The sequence below is a fragment of the Kitasatospora sp. NPDC058492 genome (assembly GCF_042720685.1).
In the GTDB taxonomy this organism is placed as follows: Bacteria; Actinomycetota; Actinomycetes; order Streptomycetales; family Streptomycetaceae; genus Kitasatospora.
The window spans coordinates 1-23690 of sequence record NZ_JBHXMU010000100.1 but is presented as its reverse complement, the minus strand read 5'-3'; the positions used below and the strand labels follow the sequence as shown (position 1 = coordinate 23690).

At 72.3% G+C, this 23690-nt stretch carries 25 protein-coding genes; 12 read left to right on the top strand and 13 right to left on the bottom strand.

Annotation, left to right across the window (positions count from 1 at the left end):
- The first annotated feature begins 269 nt into the window (after positions 1-269).
- A complete protein-coding gene (locus ACFWPI_RS37590) occupies positions 270-704 on the top strand; it encodes a hypothetical protein (protein ID WP_380381132.1) in 435 nt (144 codons plus the stop codon).
- 92 nt (positions 705-796) lie between these two features.
- Here the strand turns inward: ACFWPI_RS37590 and ACFWPI_RS37585 are convergent, their stop codons facing one another.
- The 6 genes from ACFWPI_RS37585 to ACFWPI_RS37560 form a co-directional block, all read right to left on the bottom strand.
- Positions 797-1759: an electron transfer flavoprotein subunit alpha/FixB family protein gene (locus tag ACFWPI_RS37585; protein ID WP_380425326.1), complete on the bottom strand. Its 963-nt coding sequence runs from the start codon at positions 1757-1759 to the stop codon at positions 797-799.
- A gap of 57 nt (positions 1760-1816) precedes the next feature.
- On the bottom strand, positions 1817-2602 hold the full coding sequence (locus ACFWPI_RS37580) for an electron transfer flavoprotein subunit beta/FixA family protein (protein WP_079135488.1): 786 nt from the start codon (positions 2600-2602) through the stop codon (positions 1817-1819).
- Between the two features lie 244 nt (positions 2603-2846).
- Positions 2847-3644 (bottom strand): family 1 encapsulin nanocompartment shell protein, encoded by a 798-nt coding sequence (locus tag ACFWPI_RS37575; protein WP_363371484.1) that lies wholly within the window; start codon positions 3642-3644, stop codon positions 2847-2849.
- Between the two features lie 28 nt (positions 3645-3672).
- Positions 3673-4707 carry a Dyp-type peroxidase gene (locus tag ACFWPI_RS37570; RefSeq protein ID WP_380380739.1) on the bottom strand — a complete coding sequence of 345 codons (1035 nt, stop codon included), beginning with the start codon at positions 4705-4707 and terminating at the stop codon, positions 3673-3675.
- Between the two features lie 293 nt (positions 4708-5000).
- Entirely contained in the window at positions 5001-5624 is a 624-nt protein-coding gene (locus ACFWPI_RS37565; protein ID WP_380380741.1) for an FMN reductase, read from the bottom strand.
- Complete coding sequence (locus ACFWPI_RS37560; protein ID WP_380380743.1) at positions 5621-6763, bottom strand: LLM class flavin-dependent oxidoreductase; 1143 nt, start codon at positions 6761-6763, stop codon at positions 5621-5623. Before ACFWPI_RS37560 ends, ACFWPI_RS37565 begins: the two co-directional genes overlap by 4 nt.
- 158 nt (positions 6764-6921) lie before the next feature.
- On the opposite strand from ACFWPI_RS37560, the gene ACFWPI_RS37555 reads away from it, so the two are divergent.
- Positions 6922-7683: a PP2C family protein-serine/threonine phosphatase gene (locus tag ACFWPI_RS37555; RefSeq protein ID WP_380380745.1), complete on the top strand. Its 762-nt coding sequence runs from the start codon at positions 6922-6924 to the stop codon at positions 7681-7683.
- Between the two features lie 94 nt (positions 7684-7777).
- On the opposite strand, the gene ACFWPI_RS37550 is transcribed toward ACFWPI_RS37555, so the two are convergent.
- Positions 7778-10006, bottom strand: coding sequence for a M9 family metallopeptidase (locus ACFWPI_RS37550; RefSeq protein WP_380380747.1), 2229 nt, complete (start codon positions 10004-10006; stop codon positions 7778-7780).
- 313 nt (positions 10007-10319) lie between these two features.
- Positions 10320-10889 (bottom strand): DoxX family protein, encoded by a 570-nt coding sequence (locus ACFWPI_RS37545; protein WP_380380854.1) that lies wholly within the window; start codon positions 10887-10889, stop codon positions 10320-10322.
- A gap of 183 nt (positions 10890-11072) precedes the next feature.
- Between ACFWPI_RS37545 and ACFWPI_RS37540 the strand changes: the two genes are divergently transcribed.
- A complete protein-coding gene (locus ACFWPI_RS37540) occupies positions 11073-11669 on the top strand; it encodes a TIGR03086 family metal-binding protein (RefSeq protein WP_380380852.1) in 597 nt (198 codons plus the stop codon).
- A 144-nt stretch (positions 11670-11813) separates the two neighbouring features.
- Positions 11814-12320 carry a hemerythrin domain-containing protein gene (locus tag ACFWPI_RS37535; RefSeq protein WP_380380850.1) on the top strand — a complete coding sequence of 169 codons (507 nt, stop codon included), beginning with the start codon at positions 11814-11816 and terminating at the stop codon, positions 12318-12320.
- 3 nt (positions 12321-12323) lie between these two features.
- Here ACFWPI_RS37535 and ACFWPI_RS37530 read toward each other — a convergent pair whose 3' ends face one another.
- Positions 12324-13112: a VOC family protein gene (locus ACFWPI_RS37530; protein WP_380380848.1), complete on the bottom strand. Its 789-nt coding sequence runs from the start codon at positions 13110-13112 to the stop codon at positions 12324-12326.
- A 311-nt stretch (positions 13113-13423) separates the two neighbouring features.
- Complete coding sequence (locus ACFWPI_RS37525; protein ID WP_380380846.1) at positions 13424-14032, bottom strand: Uma2 family endonuclease; 609 nt, start codon at positions 14030-14032, stop codon at positions 13424-13426.
- A 196-nt stretch (positions 14033-14228) separates the two neighbouring features.
- On the opposite strand from ACFWPI_RS37525, the gene ACFWPI_RS37520 reads away from it, so the two are divergent.
- Both ACFWPI_RS37520 and ACFWPI_RS37515 read left to right on the top strand, forming a co-directional pair.
- Positions 14229-14906 (top strand): TetR/AcrR family transcriptional regulator, encoded by a 678-nt coding sequence (locus ACFWPI_RS37520; protein ID WP_380380844.1) that lies wholly within the window; start codon positions 14229-14231, stop codon positions 14904-14906.
- Positions 14907-15082: 176 nt separating this feature from the next.
- On the top strand, positions 15083-16612 hold the full coding sequence (locus ACFWPI_RS37515) for an MFS transporter (protein ID WP_380380842.1): 1530 nt from the start codon (positions 15083-15085) through the stop codon (positions 16610-16612).
- Between the two features lie 182 nt (positions 16613-16794).
- Here the strand turns inward: ACFWPI_RS37515 and ACFWPI_RS37510 are convergent, their stop codons facing one another.
- On the bottom strand, positions 16795-17439 hold the full coding sequence (locus ACFWPI_RS37510) for a hypothetical protein (RefSeq protein WP_380380799.1): 645 nt from the start codon (positions 17437-17439) through the stop codon (positions 16795-16797).
- A gap of 520 nt (positions 17440-17959) precedes the next feature.
- Here ACFWPI_RS37510 and ACFWPI_RS37505 point away from each other — a divergent pair.
- Positions 17960-19570 carry a cytochrome bc complex cytochrome b subunit gene (locus ACFWPI_RS37505; protein WP_380380801.1) on the top strand — a complete coding sequence of 537 codons (1611 nt, stop codon included), beginning with the start codon at positions 17960-17962 and terminating at the stop codon, positions 19568-19570.
- A 36-nt stretch (positions 19571-19606) separates the two neighbouring features.
- Positions 19607-20047, top strand: coding sequence for a PPOX class F420-dependent oxidoreductase (locus tag ACFWPI_RS37500; RefSeq protein ID WP_363371258.1), 441 nt, complete (start codon positions 19607-19609; stop codon positions 20045-20047).
- 107 nt (positions 20048-20154) lie between these two features.
- Here the strand turns inward: ACFWPI_RS37500 and ACFWPI_RS37495 are convergent, their stop codons facing one another.
- Both ACFWPI_RS37495 and ACFWPI_RS37490 read right to left on the bottom strand, forming a co-directional pair.
- Complete coding sequence (locus ACFWPI_RS37495) at positions 20155-20358, bottom strand: hypothetical protein (protein ID WP_380380803.1); 204 nt, start codon at positions 20356-20358, stop codon at positions 20155-20157.
- Positions 20355-20624 carry a DUF1876 domain-containing protein gene (locus ACFWPI_RS37490; protein ID WP_063346968.1) on the bottom strand — a complete coding sequence of 90 codons (270 nt, stop codon included), beginning with the start codon at positions 20622-20624 and terminating at the stop codon, positions 20355-20357. The genes ACFWPI_RS37495 and ACFWPI_RS37490 overlap by 4 nt, the downstream gene beginning before the upstream one ends.
- A gap of 167 nt (positions 20625-20791) precedes the next feature.
- Between ACFWPI_RS37490 and ACFWPI_RS37485 the strand changes: the two genes are divergently transcribed.
- The 4 genes from ACFWPI_RS37485 to ACFWPI_RS37470 all read left to right on the top strand — a co-directional run bounded on the left by ACFWPI_RS37485 (position 20792) and on the right by ACFWPI_RS37470 (position 23483).
- A complete protein-coding gene (locus ACFWPI_RS37485) occupies positions 20792-21634 on the top strand; it encodes a YndJ family protein (RefSeq protein WP_380380805.1) in 843 nt (280 codons plus the stop codon).
- Positions 21631-22143, top strand: a complete 513-nt coding sequence (locus ACFWPI_RS37480; protein ID WP_363371254.1) for a DUF1990 domain-containing protein — start codon at positions 21631-21633, stop codon at positions 22141-22143. Before ACFWPI_RS37485 ends, ACFWPI_RS37480 begins: the two co-directional genes overlap by 4 nt.
- A gap of 85 nt (positions 22144-22228) precedes the next feature.
- Positions 22229-22951 carry a hypothetical protein gene (locus tag ACFWPI_RS37475; RefSeq protein WP_380380808.1) on the top strand — a complete coding sequence of 241 codons (723 nt, stop codon included), beginning with the start codon at positions 22229-22231 and terminating at the stop codon, positions 22949-22951.
- Between the two features lie 88 nt (positions 22952-23039).
- Positions 23040-23483 (top strand): thioredoxin family protein, encoded by a 444-nt coding sequence (locus tag ACFWPI_RS37470; protein WP_380380810.1) that lies wholly within the window; start codon positions 23040-23042, stop codon positions 23481-23483.
- Positions 23484-23690 lie beyond the last annotated feature (207 nt).

Below are 23690 nucleotides of genomic sequence, written 5' to 3'. Positions count from 1 at the left end.
ACCTCCGCCGCGAACGGAGCGATCTTCGCCTCAGCCAGCGAACGCACCGCCTCACGGAGCATCTCGTGCTCCTCGGAGATACGGAAGAGATCGAACTCCTGGCTCATGATCGCCACTCCTGTTTCACGACGGTACTCAGTACCCTTCATTATGCACCCACGCGGCAAAAAGGGAACTCAGTGCCTTCACATGGCGGCACTGAGTTCCCTATCCTTTTTTCTGCCGAACTTCTGCCGAACAAGCCGGTCCGAGCGCAGGGAGATGACAGCGTGGTCCACTCAGCCATCGATGCCGACACCCGGAGCACCACGCTGTACTTCCAGCGCTGCTCGTGGTGCTGCAACCCGACCTTCCAGCGGCTGCTCTGCCCCACCTGCGGCTCCACCGAGCTGCGGCTGGAGCCCAGCGAGGGCACCGGCGTCGTCCGGCGCTGCGAGGTCGAGCAGGCCCGGACGCCGCTGGTCCGCCAGAAGTCCCTGATCCGGATGACCGAGGGCTTCGACGTCTGGTGCATCGTCGACGGGCTGCGCAGCACCGTCCCGGTCGGGACGCGGGTGCGGCTGCTGTCCGCCCCCGGCTCCGAGCAGCCCGAGCTGCGGCTGCTGCCGATGGAGGGGCCGCAGCCGCCGGTGGACGTCGAGCCGCGCCCGCTGCCGCCCGTCCAGGGCGGGTTCACCCAGCACCTCGCGGCCTTCGCCGAATAGCGTCCACCGCACGGCGGATAGCGTCCGCCACACGCCGGAGGGCGTGGCACCGGGTACTCGGTGCCACGCCCTCCCACTGTCGTGCGCGGGGATCAGCCCTTGCGGGACTTCACCTCGGCGGTCAACTGCGGCAGCACGGCGAACAGGTCGCCGACCACGCCGTAGTCCGCCAGCTCGAAGATCGGGGCCTCCGGGTCCTTGTTGACCGCGACGATGGTCTTCGAGGTCTGCATGCCCGCCCGGTGCTGGATGGCGCCCGAGATGCCGTTCGCCACGTACAGCTGCGGCGAGACCTGCTTGCCGGTCTGGCCGACCTGGTTGCTGTGCGGGTACCAGCCCGCGTCGACGGCGGCACGCGAGGCGCCGACGGCCGCGCCCAGCACGTCCGCGAGCTCCTCGACGACGCCGAAGCCGGCCGCCTCGCCGACGCCACGGCCGCCCGAGACCACGATCGCGGCCTCGGTCAGCTCCGGACGGCCGGTCGAGACCCGCGGGGTGCGCGAGGTGACCTTGGCCGCGTTCCCGGTGAACTCCACCGCCACGTTCTCCACCGCACCCGCGCCCGCAACGGCCTCGGGGGCCACCGCGTTCGGCTTGACCGTGATGACCGGCACGCCGTTGCTGACGCGCGAGTCGACGGTGTACGAGGCGGCGAACACCGACTGGGTGGCGACCGGGCCGCTGTCGCCCGCGCGCAGGTCGATGGCGTCGGTGATGATGCCGGAGCCGAGCCGCAGTGCGACGCGGGCGGCGATCTCCTTGCCCTCGCCGGAGGAGGTGACCAGGACGGCGGCGGCGTCGCCGGCCTTGGCGATCTGGGTGAGGGCGTCCACCTTGGGGACGACCAGCTGGTCGGCGAACTCGGCGCCCTCGGCGACGTACACCTTGGCCGCGCCGTACTCGGCGGCCTTGGCCGCGATGCCGGCGGCGGCGGCGCCGGCGCCCAGCACGACCGCGGACGGCTCGCCGATCCGGCGGGCCAGGGTCAGCAGTTCGAGGGCCGGCTTGCGGACCACACCGTCGGCGTGGTCCACCAGGACGAGAATCTCAGCCATTGCTCAATGTCTCCGTGTTTCGCTGTGGCAGGGGGTGGGTGGCTCGGCCGGGCCGGCTCAGATGAACTTCTGGTCCGCGAGGAAGCCGGCGAGCTGCTTGCCGCCCTCGCCCTCGTCCTTGACGACCGTGCCCGCGGTCCGCGCCGGACGCGCCGCCACCGACTCCACCGCCGTCCACGCACCCGCCAGACCGACCTCGTCGGCCTCGATGCCCAGATCGTCCAGGTCCAGCGACTGGACCGGCTTCTTCTTCGCCGCCATGATCCCCTTGAACGACGGGTACCGGGCCTCACCCGACTGATCCGTCACCGACACCACCGCCGGCAGCGCCGCCTCCACCAGCTCGGTCGCCGCGTCACCGTCACGACGGCCCCGCACCACACCGCCCTCGACCGACACCTCGGACAGCAACGTCACCTGCGCCACGCCCAGCCGCTCCGCCAGCAGCGCCGGCAGCACACCCATCGAACCGTCCGTCGACGCCATCCCACCGATCACCAGGTCGAACCCGGTCTTCTCCAGCGCCTTCGCCAGCACCGCCGACGTCCCGATCACATCCGAACCGTGGATGTCCTCGTCGTTCACGTGCACGGCCTTGTCCGCACCCATCGACAGCGCCTTGCGCAGCGCGTCCTTCGCATCGTCCGGCCCGACCGTCAGCACCGTCACCTCGGCACCCTCGTTCGCCGCCGCGATCCGCAGCGCCTGCTCCACGCCGTACTCGTCGAGCTCCGACAGAAGGCCGTCCACACCCTCCCGGTCGGTGGTGTGGTCGTCCGCGAACCGACGGTCACCCGTCGCGTCCGGCACGTACTTCACACAGACGACGATCCTCAAGCTCATGAGTGGTTCTCCTGTCACGGTCGCACTGGTCGATGGCCTCACGTCATGCCGAGGGTACTGAGTGCCAATCCCGGCCCGGCCGCGCCCTGCGCGCCCTGAGCGCCACCTGGACCGGCATACCGTGTCGGCGCTCTTCGACTGGTGTCGGAGGCTCCACGAAGAGGATACGGCACTCAGTACCCCTGGTAAAGGAACTCAGTACCCTTCCCGGTGTGCGCTGGGCCTCAGGGCGCCCTCAGCGCCCTCATGCGGCCAGCACCACGGCGGCCTCCCCCGTGTAGACGCGGAAGGTGAGGGACTCCTGGAGGTAGAGCCGCACGGTGTCGGCGTCGTGGGAGAGGTAGCCGACGGAGACGTCCTGGCCGAGGAAGAGTTCGAAGTCGCCGCCCCGGGTGGAGAGGAGGAGGGCGCCCTCGATGGCGGGGGCCCAGATGATGTCCCCGTCGAGGAGGCGGGCGAGGTGGTTGTGGACGGGGTAGCCGTGGTCGCTGGTCTCGTTGACGGCGGTGAAGGTGTCCGCGCCGAGCAGGAGCGAGTAGGGGCCGCCGACGCCGGCCAGGCGCAGCGCGGTGAGGGCGCGGCTGACGGCCTCGGGGTACTCGCGGACGTCCTCGGGGAGCCGGACCGGCGGGTTGGTGGAGCCGGCCCGGATGCCCTCGATGGCGGCGGCGCGGTAGCCCTCGAAGACGGCGCGGTCCTCGGCGAGGGCGATGGTGCGGGCGGCGTCCTTCACCGGCTGCCAGTCGGAGTCGCGGGAGCCGCGCTCGACGTCGTCGACGGCCTCGCGGCGGACGGTGAAGGGGACGCGCAGCTCGACCACCGGCTGGGCGGCGCGGGCGTGGGCCTGGACGCCGTCGGCGGGCGGTTCGATGCCGGTCAGGTGGCCGGTGCCGACGGCGGCGAGGGTGGAGCCGTCGGGGCCGTTCAGGTCGACCACGCGGCGGCCGGCGATGTGGAGCTTGAAGGTCTGGCGGGCCTCCTCCTCGATCTCCGCCCAGGCTGCGGCGGAGACGGGGGCGAGGTCGCGGTGCAGGTTGTTCATGGTGCGGGTCCTTGTCGGGAGGTCCGGTTCAGGGCGTGCCGCGCAGGCTGCCGATGCCGAGCGAGCCGGTCGCGGGGGGAGCACTCGGCGCGGGCGGAGCGGGCGGCGCCGACCGCACCGGGGGCGCCGACGGCGCGGGCGGCGGGGCGCCGAGGAAGTCGGCGGTCGGGACGAAGAACAGCGAGCCGGTGACGGCGGTGGAGAAGTCGAGCAGCCGGTCGGTGGTGCCGGGCGGGCGGCCCACGAACATGTTGCGCAGCATCTCCTCGGTCACCTCCGGATCGCGTGCGTAGCCGATGAAGTAGGTGCCGAACTCGCCGCCGCGGTCGAACGAGCCGAAGGCCATGTTGTAGCGGACGATCTGCCGCTGCTCGCCGCCAGGCCCGGTCACGGTGCTGAGCGCGACGTGCGAGTCGGCCGGTTTGGCGTCGTCGTCGAACTCGATGTCGGTGAGCTTGGTGCGGCCGACCGCCCGTTCCTGGTCCTCGACGCTCAGCGCGTTCCACGCGTCCAGGTCGTGCAGGTACTTCTGGACGATGACGTAGCTGCCGCCGGTGAAGGCCTGGTCCTCGGCGCCGACCACGGCGGCGGTCTCGGCGGCCCGGCCCTCGGGGTTCTCGGTGCCGTCGACGAAGCCGAGCAGGTCCCGGTCGTCGAAGTACTTGAAGCCCTGGACGGAGTCCACCACGGTGGCCGCCCCGGCCAGCCGGCCGGTGAGCCGGCCGGCCAGCTCGAAGCAGAGGTCCATCCGGGCGGCCCGCAGGTGCAGCAGCAGGTCGCCGGGAGTGGCCGGGGCCCGGTGGCGGGTGCCGGCCACCTCCCGGAAGGGGTGCAGGTCGGCCGGCCTGGGGCCGTCGAAGAGGCGGTCCCAGGCGTCCGAGCCGATGCCGGTGACGCAGGTGAGGCCGCCCTCGGGGGCCCGGAAGCCGACCGCGCGGCGCAGCCCGGCGAGGTCGGGCAGCAGGTCGCGGACGGCGTCCTCGCCGCCGGGCTCGACGGTGAGGACCAGGAAGACCGCCGCGCTGGTCAGCGGGGAGAGCACGGCTTGCGGTTCGGCCTGCATGGCGAGGGTTCCTCCACGGTGGCGCGGGAGGCCGGGCGGCGTCCCGCTCATGGCCGGTGGTCAGCGTGCCGCGGCTGCCGCCGGCCGGGCGGGCCGACGGCGTGACGGACCAGCGGACATCTGATCATGCGTACGATTACACCCCATAGCGGACCATTCGGCGCGGGCGGCACTCCCCCGAACGGCCCTCCCGGACGCGCCGTCCGCCGAGGCCGTTCGGGGGCGCCCGCGGCCGGTGGGCACGCGGAAGGGGCGGACGCGCCGTCACGCGCCCGCCCCTTCCACCCCGGCTGTCAGCCGCGCAGGGCCGCCAGTTGCTCGGCGAACGGCACCACCTGTTCGGGCAGCGCCGGCGCCGCCGGGCCGCGGCCGGCCAGCAGGGCCGCCAGTTCGCCCGCCGCGCGGTCGATCCGGCCCGGGAGGCCGTCGGTGAGCCCGTCCCCCGCCGCGCCCCAGTCGCCGGTGGCCGCGTAGACGGCGGTCGGCACCACCACCGCGCGCAGGTAGCTGAACAGTGGCCGGACGGCGTGCTCCAGGGCGAGCGAGTGCCGGGGCGTGCCGCCGGTGGCGGCGATCAGCACCGGCTTGCCGGTGAGCGCGTCGTGGTCGACCAGGTCGAAGAACGACTTGAACAGGCCGCTGTAGGAGGCGGTGAAGATCGGCGTCACCGCGATCACCGCGTCCGCCCCGGTCACCGCGTCGATCGCCCCGCGCAGCGCCGCGCCGGGGAAGCCGGTGACGAAGTGGTGGGCGATCTCCGTGGCCAGGTCGCGCAGTTCGACCACCGTGACGTCCACCTGTCGCCCACCACCGGACAGTTGACGGACCGTCGAATCGTAGAGGCGATCGGCCAGCAGCCGGGTCGAGGACGGCTTGCTCAGCCCGGCGCTCACCACCACCAGCCGGTACGCGGTCACTTGGCCACCTCCATGGTCTCCCCGCCGACGGACTTCCCACCGAGGGACTCCCCGTCGACGGACTCCTCGTTGCGGGCCGCGACCCGCGCGGCGTGCGTCGGCCCGTCCGGCACCGCGGCCGGGCGGTTCCTGGCGAACTCCTCGCGCAGCACCGGCACGACCTCCTCGCCGAGCAGGTCCAGCTGCTCCAGCACGGTCTTCAGCGGCAGGCCGGCGTGGTCCATCAGGAACAGCTGGCGCTGGTAGTCGCCGAAGGACTCGCGGAAGGCCAGCGTCTTCTCGATGACCTCCTGCGGGCTGCCCACGGTCAGCGGGGTCTGCTCGGTGAACTCCTCCAGCGAGGGCCCGTGCCCGTACACCGGCGCGTTGTCGAAGTACGGGCGGAACTCCCGCACCGCGTCCTGCGAGTTGCGCCGCATGAACACCTGCCCGCCGAGGCCGACGTACGCCTGCTCGGGCGTGCCGTGGCCGTAGTGGGCGTAGCGCTCGCGGTAGAGGTCGACCAGCTTCTGGAAGTGCTCCTTGGGCCAGAAGATGTTGTTCGCGAAGAAGCCGTCCCCGTAGTAGGCGGCCTGCTCGGCGATCTCCGGGCTGCGGATCGAGCCGTGCCAGACGAACGGCGCGACGCCGTCCAGCGGGCGCGGGGTGGAGGTGAAGGACTGCAGCGGGGTGCGGAAGCGGCCCTGCCAGTCCACCACCTCCTCGCGCCAGAGCTGGTGCAGCAGCGCGTAGTTCTCGATCGCGAGCGGGATGCCCTGGCGGATGTCCTTGCCGAACCACGGGTAGACCGGGCCGGTGTTGCCGCGGCCCATCATGAGGTCCACCCGGCCGTCGGCGAGGTGCTGGAGCATCGCGAAGTCCTCGGCGATCTTCACCGGGTCGTTGGTGGTGATCAGCGTGGTCGAGGTGGAGAGGATGATGCGGTCGGTCTGCGCGGCGATGTAGCCGAGCATGGTCGTCGGCGAGGACGGGACGAACGGCGGGTTGTGGTGCTCGCCGGTCGCGAAGACGTCGAGGCCGACCTCCTCGGCCTTGCGCGCGATGGCCACCATGGCCTTGATCCGCTCGTGCTCGCTCGGGGTGCGGCCGGTGGTCGGGTCGGGGGTGACGTCGCCGACGGTGAAGATTCCGAACTGCATGCTGCTCACCACACTCCAGGTCGGCCCCTCGCCCGGGCGCTCGGGGCGCACGGGGTTCTCGGGGCAGATCGTTAAACTTTCAACCACCTTAGCACCCGGGTGCGGATCGTTATTCCCGCCCACACTTGAGGGGGGAGCTCCGGAAGGGCGGCGAACCGATGGCGACGTACATCGCGGTGAGTGCGCTGAGCCACGAGGGCCTGGTGCGCCAGCACAACGAGGACAGCCTCACGGTCGGGCCGTGGACACTCTGCGCCACCGTGACCGGCAACCCGCAGACCCTGCTGTTCCCGCTCGGCCCGCCCTGCGTGGTCGCCGTGGCGGACGGCCTGGGCGGCCACCCCGGCGGCGAGGTCGCCAGCGCCCTGGTGGCCCGCCGACTGGCCGCCGACGGCGCCGGACTGGACAGCGAGGAGGCCGTCCGGGAGGAACTCCAGGACTGCAACCGGGCGGTGTACGCGGCCGCCGCCGGCGAACCCGAGCTGGCCGCGATGGGCACCACGGTGGCCGGCCTGGTGCTGCTGCCCGGCCGGGCGGTGGCCTTCAACGTGGGCGACAGCCGGGTCTACCAGGTCACCCCGGACGGGCTGCACCGGGTGAGCGTGGACGACAGCCCGCCGCTGCCGCCCGGCCGGCGCACCACCTCGGTGGTCACCCAGACCCTGGGCGGCTCGCTCGGACTGACCTTCGTCGAACCGCACGTGCGCGCCGCACCGCTGGCCGCCGGCGACCGCTACCTGGTGTGCAGCGACGGCCTGACCGACCCGGTGCCGGAGGAGGAGCTGGCCGCGCTGCTCGCCCGGCCGCACGACGGCTCCGACCGCGCCGACGGGAGGGCCGCGTTCGAGCTCTGGAAGGCGGCGATCGCGGCCGGCGGGCCGGACAACATCACCCTGGCGCTGGTCCGGATCGGCGAGTAGCCGCCAGCGGGAACGGACCCGCCCCGGCGGGGCGCCGAAGCGCTCCGCCGGGGCGGTCACCTGTCCGTGTTTCGGTCGCTCGACGAGCGTCCGGTCAGAGTTCGCTCGTGACGGTCACCCCGCTGAAGCCCTGCTGGGCGTAGAGGCTGAAGTAGACGTAGCCGGCCGGCGGGTTGGTGATCGTCAGGGTCTCGGAGTTGTCCGGACCCGACGAGTGCGCCGTGCTGGCGTCGGTGTACGCCCAGGAGGCCGGGTTGTAGTAGAGGTCGCCGTTGCCGGTGCCGCCGCTGGTGGTGACCTTCACCTGCTTGGTGCCGGCCGGCACCAGGAGGTAGAAGTGCGCGTAGTTGCCGGTGGTCGCCGCGATGTTGCTGCGGGCGCAGTTGGCGTCCAGCTTGCGGATGTCGGTGCCGGCGCACTCCGGCAGCTGCGGCTGGGTGGGCGTGCCGCCCCCGGAGGCGCAGGCGCCGTTGGCGCACGCCGTCAGCCAGCTGTCGAAGCCGGCGTCGTAGCGGGTGCCGATGGTGGTCTTGAGCAGGGTGCGGGCGCCGGCCCAGTCGCCCGCCCGGTACTTGGCGAGGACGGAGTCCAGGTCGCCGCGGTGCTGCTCCAGCATGTAGCGGACGGCGAGGTAGCCCCAGCGGTAGACCCGGTCCTGGTCACCGTAGGCGGTGTCGAAGAGGTCGCTCAGCTTGTAGGTGTGCCGGGCGGCCGCCGCGATGGCGGCGTCGTTGGTCACCTTGCGGTACGAGTACGAGATGTACTCGGCGAAGCCCTCGACCCACCAGACGGTCGGGGTGGTCATGCCGGCGTTGAAGTCGCCGTACATGTCGAACCGGCCGTCGAGGTAGTGGGTGTACTCGTGGTTGAGGTTCCAGATCTCGAACGACGGGCGGGCCCACTCGGCCTCGTAGCAGAGGAAGCGCGGCTGGTTACCGGCCTTGGCCGGGTCGCCCTCCAGGTACATGCCGCCGTTGTTGGTGTCGATGCCGTAGATGGCCGCGGCCAGCACCTGGTAGTCCAGGGAGGAGTGGAAGACCACCACCTCGATCGTGGTGTTGCTGTCGTCCTTGACCGGGCCGTTGTCGCGCACCACCGAGTGGAAGTACGCGTCCTGGCCGGTGAGGCTGGTGCAGGCGGTGCCCAGCTGGGTGTTGTCCAGCGCCTGGGCGATCAGCTTGATGCTCGGGCTGCAGGTGTAGCTGACCGTCAGCACGCCCGCCTTGAGCTGGTCGGAGGCGTTGCAGGTGCCGTAGTAGGCGCAGTTGGCGGCGTCGTAGTAGCCGACCCCGTCCGCGACCGCGGCCCACTGGTAGACGGTGCGACCGTTCGGCGCGGACTGCGCGACCAGCGACTTGGCGAGCGGACGGACCTTGGGCTGGAGCGCCGCGTCCTTCAGGAAGCGGGTCAGCTCCTTGGCCGCGTTGTAGACCAGCACGCCGAAGTCGCCACCGAGCTGGTCGTTGTTGCGGGTCGCGAAGCCGGACAGCGCGTCGAGCACGCTCGGGTCGGCCTCGACCGCCGCGTCGAAGCCGGTCACCTGGTGGCCGCGGAACAGCACCGTGAAGACCGGGTTCACCGCCCAGGCCATGCCGGCCGGGTTCCAGGTGGCGCTGCTGTAGTCGTTCAGCAGCTGCTTGACCACCGGGAGGTAGCGGATGTTCTCCTGCGCGCTGTCGATCAGGGTGACGGCCTCGCCCAGGATGGGTGCGTTGCCCGCGGCGACGTCCCGCACGTGCGCGCCGCCGAAGAAGGCGTCCAGCCCGGAACGGATCGCCGTCTGGAGGGCGGTGCCGTAGGTGCCGACGTCGTCCTTGTGGTACCACTGCGCGAAGTACCCGGCGCGCAGGTACAGCACCAGTTGCTCGACGGAGGTCGAGTTGTCGCCCGGGTAGCTGCCGGACGCGTCGCGCAGCGCGTACGCCACGGTGGTCATCTGCTCCTCACGGAACGCGCCCCTCGCGTCCGCGCCGGTGAGCTGGAAGAGCCCGTTGATGCACTGGATGTCGGCGGCCTTGATGTGCTGGACCAGGTCGCCGCCCGTCCGGCCGGTGAAGTCGCCGACGTTGCAGGGCTGTGCGGCCGCCGCGCCGAGGGAGAAGGCCTTGGCGGTCGGCCGGGCCTCGGCCGGCCGGGTGTCGAGCGGGAGCGGGGCCCGCTGGTCGGCAGAGGCGAACTGCCGGTCGGTGTGGCCGCGTTCGGGGGCGCCGACGGCGGGCTGCGGCGCCGGTCCGGCGGGGGTGGTGGGGGCGGACGCGCCGCCGGGGACGGCGGCGGGAGCGGCCTTGCTCTGTGGGGCGAACAGGCCGATCGTCAGGAACATGGTCAGGGCGAGTACTAACAGCCTTGCCAGCTGCGGGAGTCGCAGCAGACGCGCGGAACTCACGTGGGGGCCTCCGGGCCGTCGTCGGCCGCATTGGGGGTGCGGCCGGTGGGGTGGTGAGGACCGTTGGCGACGGCGCCTCGTGGGCGGTTCCGTCGTGCACACGGTGGGGAGTGTGACATGTACCATGGCACACATCACATGACGTTGGATAGCCCCGCTCCTGTGAGCGATTCGCGGAGGAACGACGCAGGGGCCGTGCCGGCGAATCGCCGGCACGGCCCCTGCGCTTGGGGGTTGACGCCCCGCTCGGCTACTTCCGCAGCAGCAGGATCACGCCCGCCGTCACCAGGCCGACCAGGACCGCCGCCGCGCCGTACGCCAGTCGGTGCGCGCGCAGCACCGGGAGGAAGCGGTCCACGGCGTAGCGGCCCGGACCGGTCAGGGCGAGCGCGGCGGCACCCGCCGTGAGCAGCAGCTCGTACTCGCTGCCCTTCGGGGCGAAGAATCCGCCGCCCCAGGTGACGGCGATCGCGTTGACCATCGTGCCGACGATCGCGGCACCCGCCAGCGGGGTCAGCAGGCCGACGGCGAGGGCGAGTCCGCCGAGCGTCTCGGTGAGGCCGGCGACCACGGCCATGGCGTTGCCCGCCGGGTAGCCGCTCATGGTGAAGAACTGACCGGTGCCGTCGATCCCGCCGCCGCCGAACCAGCCGAACAGCTTCTGGCTGCCGTGCGCGGCCATCGTCAGGCCGAGGGCCAGACGCAGGAGCAGGAGTCCGGCGTCGTAGGCGTGCGGGGAGGTCGTCACGGAGTCGGGGGTCACCCGGCCCGGGAGGACGGTGGTGGTGGGGGCGGTCGTGCTCGGGCTGCTGCTCGGCATGCGCGTCTCCATCGATCGGGATCGGTCGTAGGGGTGTGGTGGCGCGGCCGGGCGGGTCGCCCCGCAGCTATTGTTCAAATTTGAACCGGCCACTCCTCGACCGTACCTTGGAGTTCGAATTTGAACAACTGACGGGTCGTGGACAACTCGCGGGCCCGACCCCGCCCGGGGCAGGGTGGAGACATGGCTCAACGCAGGCAGCACCGGCGGACCGCGACACCCGGCACGCCCTACCCCGAGGCCCTCGCCGCCTTCGGCGAACGCGTCCGGCTGACCACCCCCCGCCAGTGGGACGCCCCCACCCCGTGCGCCGACTGGTCCGTCCGCGAGCTCGTCAACCACCTCACCGGCGAACAGCTGTGGATCCCCGAACTGCTGATGGGCGCCACCATCTCCGAAGTCGGCGGCCGCTTCGACGGCGACGTCCTCGGCGACGACCCGGTCACCGCCTGGACGGAAGCCGCCGACGCCGCCCGGGACGCCTTCGCCGTCCCCGGCGCCACCGAACTCACCGTCCACCTCTCCTTCGGGGACGTCTCCGGGCAGTACTACCTGGACCAGCTCACCACCGACCTCGTCATCCACAGCTGGGACCTCGCCGAAGCCATCGGACGGCACACCCGGCTCCCGGCGGAACTCGTCGACTTCGCCCTCGGCGAGTTCGCCGGCTACGGGGACCTCTCCGGGAGCGGCCTGTTCGACCCGCCCCTGCCCATCCCCGACGACGCCGGCCCGCAGACCCGCCTGCTCGCCCTCACCGGGCGGCGCGACCGGCCCTGACACGGCTGGGGTGCGGCGCGGCTGGGGTGATCTCCGGCGGTCGGCGTGGCGCGAGCGGCCCCGACCTGCGGCGACCGGCGTGGTGCCCGACGCCGGATACTGGAAGGAGCGGGGGCCACGATCCGTGCGAGAGGCGGGCACGCCATGAGCCGCAGGCCGGACATCCTCGGCGAGTTCACCGCCGACCACCGGGCGGTCACCGAGCTGCTCGACCGGATCGAACGGACGCCCGCCGGCGCCGCCGAGCGCACCGACCTGCTGGCCCGGCTGACCGACCTGCTGTTCACCCACTGCGCGGCCGAGGAGGAACACCTCTTCCCGCTCGTGCAGCACGACGTGCCGGACGGCGGGGCGCTGGTGTTCGGCAGCATCCACGAGCACCTGGCGATCGGGCAGTACCTCTCCGACCTCCAGGGCCTCGGCCCGGCCGACCCGGCCTTCGACACCCTGCTGCGCGGCCTCGCCGACACCCTGCGGCGCCACCTCGCCGTCGAGGAGAAGCAGCTCTTCCCGGCCGCCCGCAAGGCCCTGCCCGCCACCGCCCGCGCCGCCCTCGGCGACCGGCTGCGGGCCGAACGCGCGGAAACCGCCGAGGACGCCGAGGGCCTTGAGGGCGCCGGGCCCGCCGAAGCGGGCGCAGCGGGGCCGTGAGCCTCAGTTCTTCGGGCTGATCACCGCGAAGCGGCCGCCCTCCCGGTCCTGCAACCGGGCCACCCGCCCGTACGGGGAGTCGAAGGCGGCCCCCACCGCCGAACCGCCCAGCTCCACGGCCCGGGCCAGCGCCCGGTCGGCGTCCGGGACGGCGAAGGACACCTCCCAGTGCGGCGGCAGCCCCGCCGCACCGCCCGCCTGCTCCCTCGCCAGCGCGGCGACACTGTGGCCCTCCGCCCGCAGCACCACCCGGTCGTGCTCCCAGCGGACGTCGAACCGCTCCGGGTCACGGCCGTCCCAGCGGAACACCTGCCCGTAGAACAGCGCCGCCGCGAACGGGTCCGGCGTGCGCAGCTCGATCCAGACCGGCGCGCCCGGCAGGTCCAGCCGCCGGGCCCGGCCCAGCGGGCCCTCCCAGATGCCGAACACCGCCCCGGCCGGGTCCGCCGCGAAGGCCACCCGCCCGGCGTCGAAGGCCAGCGGGCCCACCGCCAGGGTCGCGCCGCGCTCGCGCACCGCGTCGGCGGCCTCGTCCGCGCTCTCCGTACCGAAGTAGCTGGTCCACGCCACCGGCATCGCCCAGTCGCTGCCCGCGACCCCCAGCCCGGCCACCGCCTCCCCGCCGGTCACCGCGTGCAGGTACGGGCCGAAGCGGTCCGGCGCCGGCTCGAACTCCCAGCCGAGCAGCGGCCCGTAGAACGCCTTCGCCCCCTCCAGGTCCCGGGCCGTCAGGCTCACCCAGCACGGAACGGCCGCCACGCAGCGCACCTTGGCGGTCTCACCGCTGCCCATCGCGGACCTCCTCGCCCCCCGGCCGCCGGGCCCCTCCCGACTCCCACGACCCACCGGCCGCCCGGGACGCCCACAGCCTAGGGCCTCCCTTTCGGATCACGTCGGATCAGCGCGCGGCGTCGGAGTGCGTGCATCGCAAGGCGGAGGAGGGAGTCCATGCGGTGGGGGCACCTCCCGGCCAGAGGCTGGGGGCCATCGGCGACCGACGACAACGCGGCGAGGTGCGTGCTCCGGCGTCGCGCGCCCGGCGTGATCCGAAAGGGAGGCCCTGATCCGACGGGCGTAGCGCGTTCCGGGAGGCATGGCCGGGATCAGCGCACCCAGTTCTTGAGCGGCTCGGTGTCCAGCGAGATCCCCACCGGCTCGGGGAGGTGGACGGTCTTGCCGAACGGGAGGATCTGCGCGGTCTCGTAACGGACGCCGTCGGGCTGGCTGTAGACGGTGACCTCGGCGGAGTCGCGGTCGATCAACAGGTAGACGGGGATGCCGGTCTCGGCGTAGGCGCGCGGCTTCTCGACGCGGACGCGATGGTCGGCCACGGATTCGTAAGAGGTGACTTCGGCAACCATCAGCGCCTCGTCCGCGCCCACCCACTCCCCCTGCCCGGTGAGGGCCTCGGAGGGCGCCAGCATGCCGTCGGGGTGCGCGCGGCCGCCTCGGGCACCCTGGACCCTCAGGCCATGGCTGTGCAGCCAGAGCTCAGGCCGCGCCTGGAGGCAGCTGCGGACCAGCCATTCGAGGACCCGGCCGTGGCTGCCGTCCCGCAGGGGCTTGACTCCCAGCCTCCCGTTGAGGAACTCCAACCGGACTCCTTCGATCGTGCGGGCTGCGAGCCGGGCGAGTTCCTCGAATTCTTCGGTCAGCAACTGCGGTCGGTCGGGGCCGTCGATCTCGACGCTCATTCCTGGGTCGGGGCTCATGCCTGTGACCGTAGAGCCACGATCAGACAGCGCCGGTCCGGACCGGGGGCTCGTTGCGGGTGGCTCGGAAGAGTGGCACGGGAAATGTGACCCAGGTCACAGCGAAAGGCGAAATTTCCGGGGAGGGAATCCCCGTTTGGTCTTTCGTAGGCAGAAGCGGGGAGAACTTCCCCGGTATCCTGAAGGAGCAGTCGCCGTGACCACCGCCGCCACCGAGCCGGTCCGACCCGTGGAGAGCGTCCGTGCGCCCAAGCTGCGCGCTGACGCGACCCGCAACCGGGAGCGGATCGTCCTGGCGGCTCGCGACGCCTTCGTCGAGCACGGCGCGGACGTGCCGCTGGACGAGATCGCGAAGCGGGCCGGGGTCGGCAACGCCACGCTGTACCGGAACTTCCCGGACCGCTCGGCGCTGGTCCGCGAGGTGGCGCTGCTCGTCAAGAGCCGTATCCTGGCCCTCGCCGAGACGGCGACGGTCGAGGCGGACGCCCCTGACGGCGTCCCGTTCGACGCCCTGCAGCGGTTCGCGCACGCGACCGTCGCGGAGAAGCTCGGCGCGCTCTGCCCGATGTTCACCAGCCACGTCGACCCGTTCGACCCGGACCTCACCGAGGCCCGCGAGCGCCTGACGGCCGCCGTGAGCGGTCTGATGGAGCGCGCCCGGGCGGCGGGTGAGCTGCGGGCGGACGTCGACCACGGAGACCTGTTCATCGCGATCAGCCAGCTGACCCGGCCGCTGCCGGGGACGTCCTGCCGGCTGCTCGACGACTTCGTCCACCGGCACCTGCAGCTGTTCCTGGACGGGCTGCGCACGCCGGCCCGTTCGGTGCTGCCCGGCCGGGCCGCGACCTTCGAGGACTTCCAACCCCACCACTGACCCACCAGCGGTACCCCGACCGACCGACCCACCCTCCGGACCGCGCCGACCACCGGCCCGCCAGGAGCCGATCCCCGCACGCCCCGCACCGACGCACGCCCCCGTACGGCGACCAGCCGTCCCCGTACGGCGGTCGAACCCTGTCGCACGCCACGCACCCTGAAGTGAGTACCCCCATGCCTGAAACCGACGCCCGAGCGGCGACGCTGCCCGATCCCCGGCGCTGGAAGGCGCTGATATTCATCGGCCTCGCCCAGCTGATGGTCGTCCTGGACGCCACCATCGTGAACATCGCCCTGCCGTCCGCCCAGCGGGACCTGGGCATCTCCGACGGCAACCGCCAGTGGGTGATCACCGCCTACGCGCTGGCCTTCGGCGGCCTGCTGCTGTTCGGCGGCCGGATCGCGGACCTCTGGGGCCGCAAGCGGACCTTCGTGGTCGGCCTGGCCGGCTTCGCACTCGCCTCCGCGCTCGGCGGCGCCGCGGCCAACACCGCGATGCTGCTCGGCGCCCGCGCCCTCCAGGGCGTGTTCGGCGCGCTGCTCGCCCCGGCCGCGCTGTCGCTGCTGGCGGTGACCTTCACCGAGGCCAAGGAGCGCGCCAAGGCCTTCGGCATCTACGGCGCGATCGCCGGTGGCGGTGGCGCGATCGGCCTGATCCTCGGCGGCCTGCTGACCGAGTACATGAACTGGCGCTGGACCTTCTTCGTCAACGTCCCGTTCGCCATCGTCGCCGCCGCGGGCGCCGTCCTGGTGATCCGCGAGCCCGCCGAGGGCCGCAACCGCAACCGGCTGGACGTCCCCGGCGTGCTGCTGGTGACCACCGGCCTGGTCTCGCTGGTGTACGGCTTCACCCGCGCCGAGTCCAGCGGCTGGACGGCCGCCAGCACGCTGGCGCTGTTCGTCGCGGCCGTCGTGCTGCTGACCGCGTTCGTCCTGGTGGAGCGCCGGGTCAAGGCCCCGCTGCTGCCGCTGCGCGTGGTGCTGGACCGCAACCGCGGCGGGGTGTACCTGTCGCTCGGCCTGGCCGTGATCGGCATGTTCGGCCTGTTCCTGTTCCTGACCTACTACCTGCAGCTCGTGCGCGGCTACAGCCCGGTGCTGACCGGCGTCGCGTTCCTGCCGATGGTGGCGGGCATGATCACCGGCTCGACCCAGATCGGCGCCCGGCTGATGACCCGCGTCCCGGCGCGGTTCCTGATGGCCCCCGGCTTCCTGGTCGCCTCGATCGGCATGCTGCTGCTGAGCAACATCGGTCTGGACACCTCCTACCCGATGCTGATCCTGCCCGGCCTGGTCCTGATGGGCCTCGGCATGGGCACCGCGTTCATGCCGGCGATGAGCCTGGCCACGCACGGCGTCCAGCCGCGCGACGCGGGCGTCGCCTCGGCGATGGTCAACACCTCGCAGCAGGTCGGCGGCGCCATCGGCACCGCGCTGCTGAACACCATCGCGGCCAGCGCCACCACCAGTTGGCTGGCCTCGCACGCGACCGCCGCGGCCGCCTCGTCGCCGGCGGCCGCCCAGGCCCTGCAGTTCCAGGGCATGGTGCACGGCTTCACGACCGCGATCTGGGTGTCCTTCGGGATCCTGGTGGCGGCCTCCGCGATCGCCTTCACCCTCGTGAACGCCGGTCGCCCGGACGCGGCGTCGGCTTCGGGCGCCGGTGCGGCGAAGAACGACGAGGTGCCGGTGATGGTGCACTGACGCCTGCGGGTTACTCGGGTGCGTACGCGGCCCGTCCGGTGTCCCCTTCCTGGGGCGCCGGGCGGGCCGCTCGCCGTTTCCGGGGCCGGGCGCGTTGGCCCCACCCCCACCCGGCAGACGACAAGGCGGTGCCCCGCCTCCCGGGCTGGGAGGCGGGGCACCGCAGGGTCACGGTCGGCCGCTCAGCACTGCACAGCGGCGTTGCCGTAGTTCTCCTCCATGTTGATGTCGAGTCGTTCCTCGGCAGACTGACCATCCCGCTGGACGGCCACCCGGTACTGGCCCTGGAGGTTCCTGGGGATGGCGACGGTGTAGACGGTGTGGAGCACGCCGTCCAGGGGAATCGAGTACCCGGTCTGGACCGGGAAGTCCCGCCCCTGACACGAGAGGCGATCGACCGTTTCACCGTTGGCCATCAACAGCACCGACCAGTTGCCTTCGAACAGGCTGGCACCGATGAAGGTGCCGACTCCTGGCGTCGGCCGCTTGGCAATCTCCGCGAGCGGCACGCAGCCTCGGGACAGCACCCGATCCGAAGCCGTACAGATGTCACCGGTCTTCTCCGCCTGCCAGATCAGCTCCGGCCCGTAGCCGTTGCTGAACCGAAGCTCCGTGAACACGTCACCGGCAGGCGCCGTCCCTCTCTCCTTGGCCGTTTGCAGGATCAACTGCGTCATCTGGCCGGACCGGTCCGACACCGTCGGCGCGGGAGTCGCCCCGGCGCCGGTGCCGGTCTGCCCGGACACCGTGGTGCACGCGCAGGCGCTGAACGCCAAACCCGCGACAACGGCGCGAAGCTTCCCGGAGATACCCCTCGCGCAGCTCATTTTCCTCCTTCGACCCCCTGTGAAGCGGTGCTGGGTCACGATCGGTCCAGCACTGCTACGGCTCCCTGATGTCCTGCACCGGTGCCCCGGGTTGGTAGAGGACCGGGGCCCAGTTGCTGACGTATACGGTCCCCCACGTCTTGGTCGCCGTCCTCCCATCGTCGTATGCGTCGCCTGCGTCACGGACACCCCCAGGAGCACCGGGTCCATCGACTCGGCCCAACCAAAGTTGGTTCCGACGCTGTAGTCGATGGTGGGCTGCGCGTCGTGGCTCAACTCCTTCGAGGAGTGGCCAACGATGACGCCCACCGGACCGCCGGACAGCGCGGGCGGCCGCTCGCCGTTTCCGGGGCCGGCGGTTCCGGGGCCGACCGTCGACGGCGCCGTCGCTTCGGGGTCTGCGGTTCCGGGTCTGGGTCACAGCCGCCCCGGGTAGAAGTGGGGATCACTCCCCGATTATGGTGACCTCAGCGAGAAGCGGGGAATGATCCCCACTTCCTTCCGACTGAGGTGCGTGCACATGACCCGGAATCAGAACCCAGGACGGGGGCGGCGGGCCGTCGACTGGGCGGATGGCCGGCTGGGGATCCACACCCTGGCCAGGGCCAACCTGCGCAAGATCTTCCCGGACCACTGGTCCTTCATGCTGGGCGAGATCTGCCTGTACACCTTCCTGATCATCATCCTGACCGGCGTCTGGCTGACCCTGTTCTTCAAGCCCTCCATGGGCGAGGTGATCTACGACGGCTCGTACGTCCCGCTCAAGGGCGTGCCCATGTCGCAGGCCTACGCCTCCACGGTGGACATCAGCTTCGAGGTCCGCGGCGGGCTGCTGATCCGGCAGATCCACCACTGGGCCGCCGTCGTCTTCGTCGCGGCCATGTTCGTGCACATGATGCGGGTCTTCTTCACCGGTGCGTTCCGCAAGCCGCGCGAGGTCAACTGGGTCTTCGGCTTCCTGCTGCTCTTCCTCGGCATGCTGGACGGCTTCTTCGGCTACTCGCTCCCGGACGACCTGCTCTCCGGCACCGGCATCCGGTTCATCGAGGGCGTGGTACTGGCCATCCCGCTGGTCGGCACCTACGTCCAGATGTTCCTGTTCGGTGGCGAGTTCCCCGGGCACGACATCATCCCGCGGTTCTTCACCGTCCACGTGCTGCTCGTGCCCGGCATCATGCTCGGCCTGCTGGTGGCGCACCTGATCCTGGTCTTCCACCACAAGCACACCCAGTGGACCGGGCCCGGAAGGACCGAGAAGAACGTCGTCGGCATGCCGCTGATGCCGGTCTACCTGGCCAAGGCCGGCGGGTTCTTCTTCCTGGTCTTCGGCATCGTCGCGCTGATGTCCGCCGTCGCCACCATCAACCCGATCTGGGCGTACGGCCCGTACCGCCCCGACCAGGTCTCCACCGACGCCCAGCCCGACTGGTACATGGGCTTCGCCGAGGGCCTGATCCGGGTGATGCCCGGCTGGGAGGTCGGGCTCTGGGGGCACACCCTCAACCTCGGCGTGCTGATCCCGTTCACGCTGTTCCCGGTGATCCTCGGCGCGATCGCGGTCCACCCGTTCATCGAGAGCTGGGTGACCGACGACAAGCGCGAACACCACCTGCTGGACCGGCCGCGCAACGCGCCCGTCCGCACCGCGCTCGGTGCCGCCTGGATCAGCCTCTACCTGGTGATGCTGGCCGGCGGCGGCAACGACCTCATCGCCACCCATCTGCACCTGTCGCTCAACGCCATCACCTACGCGGTGCGGATCGGCTTCTTCGCCGTCCCGGTGGCCGTCTTCGTCATCACCAAGCGCTGGTGCCTCGGCCTCCAGCGCCGCGACCGCGACAAGGTGCTGCACGGACGCGAGACCGGCGTCGTCAGGCGCCTGCCGCACGGCGAGTTCACCGAGGTGCACGCCGGGCTCGCGCCCGCCGAACTGCACCGGCTCACCGCACACGAGCAGCCCCGCCCCCTCGAACTGGCGGCCCCCGTCGACGAGAATGGAGTCGCCCGGAGCGCGGGCGTGCTCAGCCGCACCCGCGCCCGGCTGTCCCGCGGATTCCACGGCGAACACGCCCGGATCGCCGAGCCCGCCGCCGAGGAGTGCCGCGAGATCACCGAGGGCCACGGGCACTGACCCGCGGCCCCGGCCCCCACGCCAGAGGGAGGACAGATGCACGACCGATCCGACCAGCTCGCCGACAACAGATACCTCCTGCTCACCACCTTCGGCGAGGACGGCACCCGCCAGGACTCGCAGATCTGGGTGGTGCCCGACGGCACCGCGCTCGGCGTCTGGACCCCGGCCCACTCCGGGGAGGCCGAACGGATCCGGCGCCACCCCCGGGTGCTGGTCGGCCCGTGCGACGCCCACGGGCGCCCGACCGGACGCCCGGTGCCGGCCCGCGCACGGCTCTGCGACCCGGACGACACCGCCCGCTACCGCACCTCGCTGATCAACAAGTACGGCCTGACGGCGCTGATCGTGCTGGCCCGCAGCCGGTTCCGGGTCGGGCTGGCCGGGACGGTCGGCATCCGGATCACGCTCAACGAGCTGGAGCAGCGGCTGGTCGGGCCCGAGTGGCAGCTGCCGACGACGTACTGCGTCAACTGACTCCGTCGGGCGACCTGGTGGCGCCGAGGGCCGGGGGCCGGGCACGGACGTGCCCGGCCCCCGGCGCCGTTCGCGTGGTGAAGCGTTCGCGCTGCCGGGGACCGCTCTCAGGGCCCGTCGTCCGGCGCCTTCGCCAGGTCCCCGGGTTCGCACGCCTCCCGGCCCGTCGCCACGTGCACGACCCTGACCGACCGGTCGGGGCCGCCGGGCACGACCCGCTGTTCGTGCCCGCAGCGCGGGCAGATCAGCGGGATGCGCGGACGGTGCGCCCGGCCGCCGGCGTGGCCGCCGTCCGGGTGCGGGGCGCTCACGTCAGCGGGTGGGTCGGGACCGGGCTGACCTCCTGGATCTCGCCGTGGGCCTTGGTGAGCAGCTGCGAGGCCAGGTCGTTGAGGGCTCTGGCCCCCGCGATCTCCTCGCCGACCCGCAGCTGTTCCGGGTCCGAGGGGTGGCGGCTGCTGTAGCCGTGGGCCCGTAGTTCCCTGCCGTCGCGCAGCCGCAGCATGGCCGCGGCGGTCGTGCGCGGGCCGTCCTCGCGGAACTCCATCTCGATGTGCCAACCGACCAGAGTCTGCATGGCGGATCACCTCCATCGATTACTCCTCCGGTTACTCCTCCAGAGTGCGCCGCACCCACCGTGAACACCAGGGCAGGCGGACCAGAAGCAAGTTGAACGCGTTCAACTCTGCGGCGTAGAGTCGTCCACGACCAAGGTTTGAACACGTTCAAGGAGGTGCTTCCGGCATGGGCAAGGGCACGACGGAGCTGGTGAACCTGCTGGTCCTGCTCGGCATGGGCGCCGTCGTCCCGCTCGGCCTCGCCCTGATCGGCGAACCCGGCCTCGCCCGCGTCCGCCGGCTCTGGCCGCTCGCCGCCGTCCCCGGCGCGCTCTCGCTCTGGCTCCCGCGCGGCGGCCTCGCCACCGGCAGCGCCGCCCTCTACGCGCTCGGCACCCTGGCCGTCGCCCTCCACGCACCGCTGCGGCTGCGCCGGACCCGCTCGCTCGCGCCCGCCGAACTCGCCGTCCTCACCTCGCTCGCCGCCCCGGCGGTGGCCGGCACCGCCCTGGTCGCCGAGCGCTCCGGCTACCCGCTGTTCGGCTTCGAACCGCACGTCCTGGCGCTGACCGTCCCGCACTTCCACTACGCCGGATTCACCGCCGCCCTCGTCGCCGGGCTGGTCTGCCGCAGCACCCGGGCGGGTTCCGGCGCCGCCCGCTGCGCCGCGCTCAGCGTGCCGGCCGGGACGCTGCTGGTGCTCGCCGGGTACTTCCTCGGCGCCTGGGTCCAGTTCGCCGGGGCCTGCGTGCTCACCACCGGGATGTGGCTGGTCGGCCTGGTCACCTGGCGCGACCTGCGGCCGCGCGCCGCCGACCCGGTCACCGCCCGGCTGCTCACCGCCTCCTCGGCCGTCCTCGCCCTCACCATGCTGCTCGCCCTGTGGTGGGCCCTCGGCCAGGCGTCCGGGCTCCCCCACCCCACCCTGGCCTGGATGGCCGCCACCCACGGCGTCGGCAACGCGCTCGGGTTCGCGCTCTGCTCGCTGCTCGCCTGGCGCCGGATCACCACCACGGAGGACCACCGATGACCGACCTCAGCTACCCGGAGCAGGGCGCCAGCGCCACCGGCCACCTGCCCGGCGGGTACCGCCACCTGCGGCACCGGGCGCTCGTCGGCCGGGGCCGCCCCGCCCTGGAGGTGGCCGGGGCCGCCCTGCTCGGCTGGCGGATGCACCGGCTGGCCGGCGTGCGGATCGACGCCGACGCGGACCGGGCCGCCCCCGGCGTCGCCGTGCACTGCGCGATCGGCGTCGGCCCGCTCCGGGCCGGCGCCCCCAACCGGGTGCTGGCCACCGTCGACGGCCCGGACCGGTACGGCTTCACCTACGGCACCCGGGCCGGCCATCTGGCGTGCGGCGAAGAAACGTTCCTGGTCGAACTGGAGGCGGACGGGGCGGTCTGGTTCAGCGTGACCGCCTTCAGCCGTCCGGTCGCCCGGTACGCCCGGCTGGCGGGGCCACTGCTGCCGCTCGCGCAGCGGGCCTTCGCCCGGCGCTGCGGCCGGGTCCTGGCCCGGATCGCGGCGGACGCGGGGTAATGCCTTGGCCGGACCGGCGGGCCGTCCGGCATGATCGCCCGGTGATACGCATGCAGCCGGCCCTCGATGTCGCCGCGGGGCAGCCGTGACCAGCTTCCTGACCCACCGGGCCCGGGTGCACGACGAGCGGCTGCCGGTGCGCCGGCGGCTCAACGCCCTGCGGACCTGCCTGACCTGCTTCGCGCCGTACGGCTTCCGGGCCACCTACCACCACCTCACGCTCAGCGCCCGGATGCCCCGGCTGATGGAGACCGACCCGGACTCGCTGGTGCGGGCCGTGGAGGAGCTGCACGAGGCGCGGGTCCTGTGGCTGGCCGGGGCGCGGGAGTACGAGGCGCGGCGCCGGGCGGAGAAGCGGGCCGGGCGGCGGCAACCGACCGAGCCGGTGTGGTGGAACCGCCCCTGGTGGGGCGCACCGGACGCGGCCTGGCGGGCGGACCCCTTCCTCCACCCGCCGCTGCGGCTGCCCGACTACGTCCGGCGGCAGAACGCGCTGCTGGACGGCGTCGAACTGCACGGCTGCCCGGCCTGCGGGGACGAGGGGCCGGTGCTGTCGCGCTCGACCGGCCACGGCCTGGCCGAACTCTGCCGGACCTGCGCCTGGGTACGGCAGCCGTGCCCGTGCGGACGGTGGCACAGCTTCGAACCCGCCCTGCGGGTCGGCTGGAACGGCGTCTGGCGACGGGAGCACCTGACCGGCGACGGCACGCCGAACCCGCGCTGGCCCGGCGTGCAGGGGCCGGCCCGGATCGAGCGGCTGGCGGCGTACGAGGTCTCCCACCCGTGGGGTTTCCGCTCCACGCCGTGAGCGGCGCCCGGGCGCTGAACCGGCGGGGGGCTGCTGGCAGAGGCGGCCACCGGCGCGCGGCTCCGGAATACCCCGTCGGGGCGCACGGTTGTCGCGAGCACGTGATCGGCAGCGCCGCCTCCGGAAGGGAAGGAATCGCGAGATGAGCAGCACGGTCGAGCTGACCAAGGAGAACTTCGACGACATCGTCCCGGGCCCGGAGGGCCAGGACTTCGTCTTCATCGACTTCTGGGCCGGGTGGTGCGGGCCGTGCCGCCAGTTCGCCCCGGTGTACGAGAAGGCGGCCGAGCGCCACGCGGACCTCGTCTTCGCCAAGGTGGACACCGAGGCGCAGCAGGAGCTGGCCTCCGCGTTCGGGATCCAGTCGATCCCCACGCTGGCGATCGTCCGTGAGGGCGTGCTCGTCTTCTCGCAGGCCGGTGCGCTGCCGGAGTCGGTGTTCGAGGACCTGATCGGCCAGGCCAGGAAGCTGGACATGGCCGAGGTGAAGCGCAAGGTGGCGCAGGAGCAGGCGGCCGAGGGCCAGGCCTGACCCGTCCGGGTGTCCGGACGTCCGCTTGTCCGAGGGCCCGGGGAGTGCGACTCCCCGGGCCCGGTCGCTCAGTAATCCGGGCGAAAATCCGGGCGAAGTCCGGCCGGGGTCGGTCCTAGGGCCAATGCCAGTGACTTTGGTGTGTCTGTCTCGTTGGTTGTGGTGTGGCGAGGGTGGGGCAGGTCAAGTCGTGTGCGGGTGAGCGGT

Coding starts and splice junctions, on each gene's coding strand:
- ACFWPI_RS37530 (WP_380380848.1), bottom strand. CDS start 13,112: ATGGGCAGCGGTGAGACCGCCAAGGTGCGCTGCGTGGCGGCCGTTCCG.
- ACFWPI_RS37560 (WP_380380743.1), bottom strand. CDS start 6,763: ATGCAGTTCGGAATCTTCACCGTCGGCGACGTCACCCCCGACCCGACC.
- ACFWPI_RS37525 (WP_380380846.1), bottom strand. CDS start 14,032: ATGAGCCCCGACCCAGGAATGAGCGTCGAGATCGACGGCCCCGACCGA.
- ACFWPI_RS37580 (WP_079135488.1), bottom strand. CDS start 2,602: ATGAGCTTGAGGATCGTCGTCTGTGTGAAGTACGTGCCGGACGCGACG.
- ACFWPI_RS37540 (WP_380380852.1), top strand. CDS start 11,073: ATGGCTCAACGCAGGCAGCACCGGCGGACCGCGACACCCGGCACGCCC.
- ACFWPI_RS37500 (WP_363371258.1), top strand. CDS start 19,607: ATGCACGACCGATCCGACCAGCTCGCCGACAACAGATACCTCCTGCTC.
- ACFWPI_RS37480 (WP_363371254.1), top strand. CDS start 21,631: ATGACCGACCTCAGCTACCCGGAGCAGGGCGCCAGCGCCACCGGCCAC.
- ACFWPI_RS37585 (WP_380425326.1), bottom strand. CDS start 1,759: ATGGCTGAGATTCTCGTCCTGGTGGACCACGCCGACGGTGTGGTCCGC.
- ACFWPI_RS37550 (WP_380380747.1), bottom strand. CDS start 10,006: ATGTTCCTGACGATCGGCCTGTTCGCCCCACAGAGCAAGGCCGCTCCC.
- ACFWPI_RS37505 (WP_380380801.1), top strand. CDS start 17,960: ATGACCCGGAATCAGAACCCAGGACGGGGGCGGCGGGCCGTCGACTGG.
- ACFWPI_RS37535 (WP_380380850.1), top strand. CDS start 11,814: ATGAGCCGCAGGCCGGACATCCTCGGCGAGTTCACCGCCGACCACCGG.
- ACFWPI_RS37575 (WP_363371484.1), bottom strand. CDS start 3,644: ATGAACAACCTGCACCGCGACCTCGCCCCCGTCTCCGCCGCAGCCTGG.
- ACFWPI_RS37510 (WP_380380799.1), bottom strand. CDS start 17,439: ATGAGCTGCGCGAGGGGTATCTCCGGGAAGCTTCGCGCCGTTGTCGCG.
- ACFWPI_RS37545 (WP_380380854.1), bottom strand. CDS start 10,889: ATGCCGAGCAGCAGCCCGAGCACGACCGCCCCCACCACCACCGTCCTC.
- ACFWPI_RS37490 (WP_063346968.1), bottom strand. CDS start 20,624: ATGCAGACTCTGGTCGGTTGGCACATCGAGATGGAGTTCCGCGAGGAC.
- ACFWPI_RS37515 (WP_380380842.1), top strand. CDS start 15,083: ATGCCTGAAACCGACGCCCGAGCGGCGACGCTGCCCGATCCCCGGCGC.
- ACFWPI_RS37485 (WP_380380805.1), top strand. CDS start 20,792: ATGGGCAAGGGCACGACGGAGCTGGTGAACCTGCTGGTCCTGCTCGGC.
- ACFWPI_RS37570 (WP_380380739.1), bottom strand. CDS start 4,707: ATGCAGGCCGAACCGCAAGCCGTGCTCTCCCCGCTGACCAGCGCGGCG.
- ACFWPI_RS37555 (WP_380380745.1), top strand. CDS start 6,922: ATGGCGACGTACATCGCGGTGAGTGCGCTGAGCCACGAGGGCCTGGTG.